The sequence below is a fragment of the Noviherbaspirillum sp. genome, from assembly GCF_036846085.1.
Lineage (GTDB): Bacteria > Pseudomonadota > Gammaproteobacteria > Burkholderiales > Burkholderiaceae_D > Noviherbaspirillum.
The window spans coordinates 1-6208 of the sequence record NZ_DAIUCO010000291.1; the positions used below are offsets into that span (position 1 = coordinate 1).

The 6208-nt window shown below is 60.1% G+C and carries 8 protein-coding genes; 3 read left to right on the forward strand and 5 right to left on the reverse strand.

Annotated features, from left to right (window positions below):
* The 3 genes from V7080_RS22680 to V7080_RS22690 all read left to right on the forward strand — a co-directional run.
* Positions 1-256 (forward strand): histone H1-like repetitive region-containing protein (locus V7080_RS22680; RefSeq protein WP_334190650.1); only part of this gene is annotated, 256 nt, incomplete at its 5' end.
* A 96-nt stretch (positions 257-352) separates the two neighbouring features.
* Positions 353-895 (forward strand): YggT family protein, encoded by a 543-nt coding sequence (locus tag V7080_RS22685; RefSeq protein ID WP_334190651.1) that lies wholly within the window; start codon positions 353-355, stop codon positions 893-895.
* Positions 888-1202, forward strand: a complete 315-nt coding sequence (locus tag V7080_RS22690; RefSeq protein ID WP_334190652.1) for a DUF167 domain-containing protein — start codon at positions 888-890, stop codon at positions 1200-1202. Before V7080_RS22685 ends, V7080_RS22690 begins: the two co-directional genes overlap by 8 nt.
* 28 nt (positions 1203-1230) lie before the next feature.
* On the opposite strand, the gene V7080_RS22695 is transcribed toward V7080_RS22690, so the two are convergent.
* From V7080_RS22695 to accC, 5 genes are all read right to left on the reverse strand, one after another.
* Positions 1231-1695 (reverse strand): glycine zipper 2TM domain-containing protein, encoded by a 465-nt coding sequence (locus V7080_RS22695; protein ID WP_334190653.1) that lies wholly within the window; start codon positions 1693-1695, stop codon positions 1231-1233.
* A 62-nt stretch (positions 1696-1757) separates the two neighbouring features.
* Positions 1758-2696, reverse strand: coding sequence for a carbohydrate kinase family protein (locus tag V7080_RS22700; RefSeq protein ID WP_334190654.1), 939 nt, complete (start codon positions 2694-2696; stop codon positions 1758-1760).
* 57 nt (positions 2697-2753) lie between these two features.
* Positions 2754-3884: a DUF3426 domain-containing protein gene (locus V7080_RS22705; RefSeq protein WP_334190655.1), complete on the reverse strand. Its 1131-nt coding sequence runs from the start codon at positions 3882-3884 to the stop codon at positions 2754-2756.
* Positions 3885-3888: 4 nt separating this feature from the next.
* Positions 3889-4803: a 50S ribosomal protein L11 methyltransferase gene (gene prmA, locus V7080_RS22710; RefSeq protein WP_334190656.1), complete on the reverse strand. Its 915-nt coding sequence runs from the start codon at positions 4801-4803 to the stop codon at positions 3889-3891.
* Between the two features lie 8 nt (positions 4804-4811).
* Positions 4812-6194 (reverse strand): acetyl-CoA carboxylase biotin carboxylase subunit, encoded by a 1383-nt coding sequence (accC, locus tag V7080_RS22715; protein ID WP_334190657.1) that lies wholly within the window; start codon positions 6192-6194, stop codon positions 4812-4814.
* Positions 6195-6208: the final 14 nt, after the last annotated feature.

The window sequence follows — 6208 nt, forward strand, 5'->3', positions numbered from 1 at the left end:
CGTAGCCAAGAAGGCGGCCGCTCCTAAGAAAGCAGCAGCCAAGAAGGCAGCGCCCAAAAAGGCAGCGCCCAAAAAGGCCGCAGCCAAGAAGGCAGCTCCTAAAAAGGCCGCTGCAAAACCAGCCGCGAAAAAGGCAGCTCCTAAGAAAGCAGCAGCGAAGAAGTCCGCTGCAAAACCTGCCGCTGCAGCTCCCGCGGTGAAGACGGTGTTGAACCCGGCAGCAGCTTGGCCGTTTCCGACAGGCAGCCGTCCGTAATCACCAGGCTTGCTTGGTTGCCTGAGCAAGATCAGGCAGAATGCCCGTTGTGTGGTTTAGGCTCACACAACGGGTTTTTTATTGGGAGAGCAAGACGTGCTGCAAAGTATTTTTACCCTGATCATCGATACCATTGCCGGTGTGCTGGGCGGTGTTTTATTGCTTCGGTTCTGGATGCAGGTGGTCCGTATCCGACCGCCGAACGCGATTGGCCAATTCACGTTTCAGCTGACCGACTGGCTCGTGCGGCCTTTGCGCAGGGTGCTTCCCGGTGCCGGCGGATACGATTGGGCAAGCCTGATCGGCGCCATCCTGGTCATCCTTTTGTCGGTGGCGATTAACTTGCTGATGGTGTACCGGTTCTCCGCCGAGTACCTGGTGCTGCTGTCCGTATTGCGATTCTTCGAATGGGTTTTCTACGGCTTCATGGGCTTGATCATCATCGAGGCCGTGTTCAGCTGGGTCAATCCGCATGCGCCGCTGGCGCCGTTCATCCGCGCCCTGAATGATCCCCTGATGCGGCCGCTGCGCCGTGTCATCCCGCTGATCGGCGGTATCGATCTCAGCCCGCTGGCAGCGCTGCTGCTGCTGCAGATCGGCCTGCGCCTGATTACTTCGCTGGTGACATCGATTGCCTGAAGAATGCTGGTGCAGCGCAACGCGCGAAGGCATTCAACTGCAGGTGCAGGTGTCGCCGAATGCAAGGAAAAATGAAATTGCCGGTGTGCTGGACGAAGCGCTGAAAATCCGCTTGCAGGCACAGCCGATCGACGGCAAGGCGAACGACGCGCTCGTTCGGTATATCGCCAAAATGCTCGATGTACCTCAGCGTGCGGTGACGATCATCCGCGGCCACACCAGCAAACGAAAGGTAGTGCAGGTTGCCGCGCCACAAGTGACGATGGAAGAGGCGAAGGAAAAGCTTTGTCCGCAGCCCGGCCAGTAAGCCGGTACGCGATTGCGGTATTTTCGTCTCAATTGCGGGAAAGCTGGACCTTTCCACCCGCATCGGTCACCAACGTCACTCTCTCTCCGATACGGAAGTCGCTGCCCGGCGGCAGGTTGATCGTTCTCATGCTGCCGTCCGCAAGACGGACTGTCACTTCGGTGATGCTGGTGGTAGCACCCGCTTTTTCGATCTCATTGCCGGCAACCGTGCCGGCGATCCCGCCGCCGACCGTCGCCGCAGTGCGGCCCCATCCGTTGCCGATCGTGCTCCCGGCCAGACCGCCGAGCACACCGCCGACCAATGATCCGATTCCAGGCTGCCGACCGCCGGCCGTCGTCACGTCGCGCACATTGGTGATTTCCGCATTCTGGATGCTGGTCGGTCCCCGCGCCGGCGCCATCTGTGTTTGAGTCGGCGGCCCCTGAGTGGAACAGGCGGAGACGAACACGCCTGCCACGAGAAGCGAATTCAATGACGCGGCTTTACGCATTTTGTTTCCTTGCGGGTTGGTGTCTCAGGAAGACCACGGCCCGGCTTCGGCGGGGGCCGGGCTTAAAAACGGTACCCGAATGCCCGTTGAAATCTGTCTTCGATTTCAGCGCGCGACGGCACGTGGTTCTGTCCGCCTTGGGAGGCTATTTTGATCGCACCCATCAAGCTCGACAAGCGGCCGGTGGTTGGCCAGTCCATCTCCTGTGTCAGCCCGTACAGCATGCCGGCCCTGAATGCGTCGCCGCAGCCAGTCGGGTCGACAACCGCATCGGCCTTCACACACGGGATGTCGATACGCTGTCCATCGGTGAAGATTTCCGCACCCAGTTCGCCGCGTGTCACGATCAGTGCCGATACGCGTTGCGCGATCTGATGGAGACTTAACCCTGTGCGTTCAGTCAGCAATTCGGCTTCATAATCGTTGACCGCCACGTAGGTGGCGAGTTCAATGAAGTGCTCAAGCTCGGCACCGTTGAACATTGGCAAGCCTTGGCCCGGATCGAAAATGAACGGAACGTTCAGCGATGCGCAATCCCGCGCATGTTCCAGCATGCCGTCACGGCCGTCGGGTGCGATGATGGCGAGCGCCACCTTTCCCGCGTCGCCGACCTTGTTCTCATGGGATTGCGCCATCGCGCCCGGGTGAAAGGCGGTGATCTGGTTGCTGTCGGCATCGGTGGTGATGAATGCCTGCGCGGTGTAGGCGGCATCGATGTTGCGTACGCAGCGGGTGTCGATGTCCAGCTGCTTGAGGCGATCAAGATAGCTGCTCCCGTCCTGACCGATGGTTGCCATGATGAGCGGATCGCCCTGCAGGAGCTTCAGGTTGTAGGCGATGTTGCCGGCACAGCCGCCGAATTCGCGTCGCAACTGCGGCACCAGGAAAGCGACATTGATCTTGTGTAACTGATCAGCCAACAGGGCTTCCGAGAAGCGCCCGCCGAAAGACATGATGGTATCGAATGCGAGCGAGCCGCAGATGAGGGATGGCTTGGACATTGAAAGAAGTGAAGTAATGGGAAGGTAAGAAGGAATGGGCGTGGCCGAGATTCGGCGTCACGGATAGAACAGATATACCCGGTAGCCCGCCGCTTTAAAATGCGCCAGCTCGAATTGAATTTTGACTGCATGCTCCGATTTTGGAAGCAATCCTTTCTGGATATCCGGTCCGGTCCTGACGTAATCCGCCGGTCCGAAGACACGCCGGGCAAGCGGCTTTTCATTGGCATCCTTCAGGGTCAGCTCGATATGTGGCCATGCCTGGACGATGGCGCCGTGGTTGCGCAGCAATGCGCTCAGCACGAATATATTCTTGTCCGGCGCGAGCGACTGCAGTTCGGTCGATTCGATCGCCACCGCATCGATCTGTGCCGGCAATCCGATCCGGCATCCGATGAAACCACATGCGGCCACCAATGCCGGTTTGGTTTGCGGAAAGCGGGCGGCAAGCTGGTCTCGGAAGATATACGTGGCCTGCGCGAACAAGCCCACGAGCAACAGTAGGGTGCCGGTCACTAATGCAATACGCAGCGCACGTCCGAAGCGCTGCCTTCTGCGTCCCTGCTTGATGAAGCTCGGCTCCTGGTATGCCGACTCGTCTTCATCGGCTTCATCGAGCGCGTCCGTAGTCTTGCGGCGGGGTTTTCGTTTGCCGCGCAGAGGCTTGCGTTGCAGGTCTTCGATCACCGTCTCCAGCGGATCGGGCGCATTTGGATCGGGAGGCGGCTCCACGACCTGCGGGCTTCCATCAACCGGCTCGTTCTCCGCGGTATTGCTGAAATTTAACAGCGTCATCCGCTGCAACGGATCGTCGTCGGCGACGTGCGTTGGGGGGATGATGTGATCAGGCGTGTGGTGTTCTTCGGGCTGGTCGGTTGCCGCAGGATCGGTTACCTCCCCGGAATGGGAGTCGAGCGGTGCTTCCGTTTCCTGCTCTGGCTCTGGATCCGGAGCAAGTTGAGGGCCGGGATCCGCGATGAACGCAGACGGAGAAACCGGCGACGGATCGGCAACAGGCGTCGAAGGGACGGGCGGAGGCGCCGGCTCCTCCGGCCGCAATAAATTTTCGATACCGTTGAAAATCTGCTTGCAGGCGCCGCAGCGTACCAACCCCGACCGCAACTTCAATTGGTCATGCGCGACCCGGAACGTCGTTTGACAATGCGGACATTGGGTTGCCAGCGCCATCGACTTATCGTGCGCCGGCGGCCCGGCCAGCCAGTACAACCCAGCCTTCGTGTTCGCCGGCGACCGAGAGTTCGATGAAGGGGGCATACGCGGCGGCGACTTCATCGGCCTGGCGTACGAGCACCCCCGACAGCACCAGCGCACCGCCATCCGCGACACGGGACGACAGCATCGGCGCAAGAAGTTTCAGCGGACTGGACAGGATGTTTGCGACCACGATATCGAACCGCTCTTGTTGGGCATTCGTGCCGAATTCTTCCGGTAAATAGTAGTCGATTTCGCACTGATTGCGTTGGCTGTTGTAGCGTGCCGATTCGATTGCCTGCGGGTCGATATCGATGCCGATCACGCGCGCGGCGCCCAGCTTCTTCGCCACCATCGCCAGGATTCCCGATCCGCAGCCGTAATCCAGCACGGACAAATTCTCCGGTGCATTCCGTTCCAGCCACTCCATGCATAATCGGGTAGTCGGATGGCTGCCGGTGCCAAAGGCGAGTCCGGGATCGAGTTCCAGCACCAGCCCGTTCGGGTCCGGCGCATCATGCCAGCTCGGCACGACCCAGATATTGGTGCCGATGTGGATGGGATCGAACTGCGCCTGGGTCAGCCTGACCCAATCCTGCTCCTCGACCGCACGTAGGGAGTAGGCAGGCGCCTGAGCCAGTCCGACGGCTGCGGCCGCCTCGGCCACAATGACCGCATGGTCTGCGTCGATGTCCGCAAGGGCAACCACGCGGCTGCGCTCCCACGCGGCCTCCGCGGGTTCCATGCCCGGCTCGCCGAACAACGGTTGTTCCGCATCCGTGCCTTCGTCCGCATCCTCCACCGACACCGACAGCGCGCCTGCCTCCATCAAGGCATCCGAAAGAGGCTCGGCGTGCGCACGGTCGATTTCGATGACGATTTCCGTCCAGCTCATAAAGGACCTTATTTCTTGGCAAGTTGCGCCAGTTCCTTGGACAGGTCAGGCTTTGCAGCCAGTTTTTGTTCGAGGTAATGGATGTTGGTGCCACCTTCGATGAACCGCGCGTCCACCATCAGCTCGCGGTGCAGCGGAATATTGGTCTGTATGCCTTCGACTACCATTTCCGACAACGCGATCTGCATGCGGCGGATCGCCTGGTCGCGTGTCGCGCCGTAAGCGATCACCTTGCCGACCATCGAATCATAGGTCGGCGGCACGAAATAACCGGCATAGGCATGGGAGTCGACCCGGATGCCGGGCCCGCCCGGCGCATGCCAGGAAACGATCTTGCCCGGCGACGGAGTGAACTTGAACGGATCCTCTGCATTGATCCGGCACTCGATCGCATGTCCGGTCAACTCGATATCGCGCTGGCGGAATCGCAGTTTCTCGCCCGCGGCAACCCGGATCTGCTCCTGAACGAGGTCCACGCCGGTGATCATCTCGGTGACCGGATGCTCAACCTGGATGCGGGTATTCATTTCGATGAAGTAAAACTCGCCGTTCTCGTACAGGAACTCGAAGGTGCCGGCGCCGCGATAGCCGATCTTGCGGCAAGCTTCGGCGCATCGGTCACCGATGCGTTCGATCAGCTTGCGGGGGATGCCGGGTGCAGGCGCTTCCTCGATCACTTTCTGATGCCGGCGCTGCATCGAGCAGTCGCGTTCGCCGAGCCAGACGGCATTCTTGAATTCGTCGGCAAGAACCTGGATCTCCACATGGCGGGGATTTTCGAGGTACTTCTCCATATAGACTTCGGGATTGCCGAATGCTGCGCCGGCCTCGCTCTTGGTCATGGTGACGGCATTCAGCAAAGCCGCTTCGGTATGCACGACGCGCATGCCGCGTCCGCCGCCACCGCCCGCGGCCTTGATGATGACCGGATAACCGATCTTGCGTGCGATACGGATGATTTCCTTCGGGTCTTCCGGCAATGCGCCTTCCGAGCCGGGCACGCAAGGAACGGAAGCCTTGATCATTGCCTGTTTCGCAGATACCTTGTCGCCCATCAGGCGGATGGAGTCGGAGCGGGGCCCGATGAAGACGAAACCGGATTTTTCGACGCGTTCGGCAAAGTCCGCATTTTCGGAGAGGAAGCCGTAACCCGGATGGATCGCTTCGGCATCGGTCACTTCGGCGGCGCTGATGATCGCCGGCATGTTCAGGTAACTCAGTGCCGACGGTGCCGGCCCGATGCAGACCGACTCGTCGGCCAGCTTGACATACTTCGCTTCGCGATCGGCCTCGGAGTGGACGACCACGGTCTTGATGCCCATTTCGCGGCATGCGCGCTGGATACGCAGTGCAATTTCGCCGCGGTTGGCAATAAGGATTTTTTCAAACATAGTCGGGGGGGAAT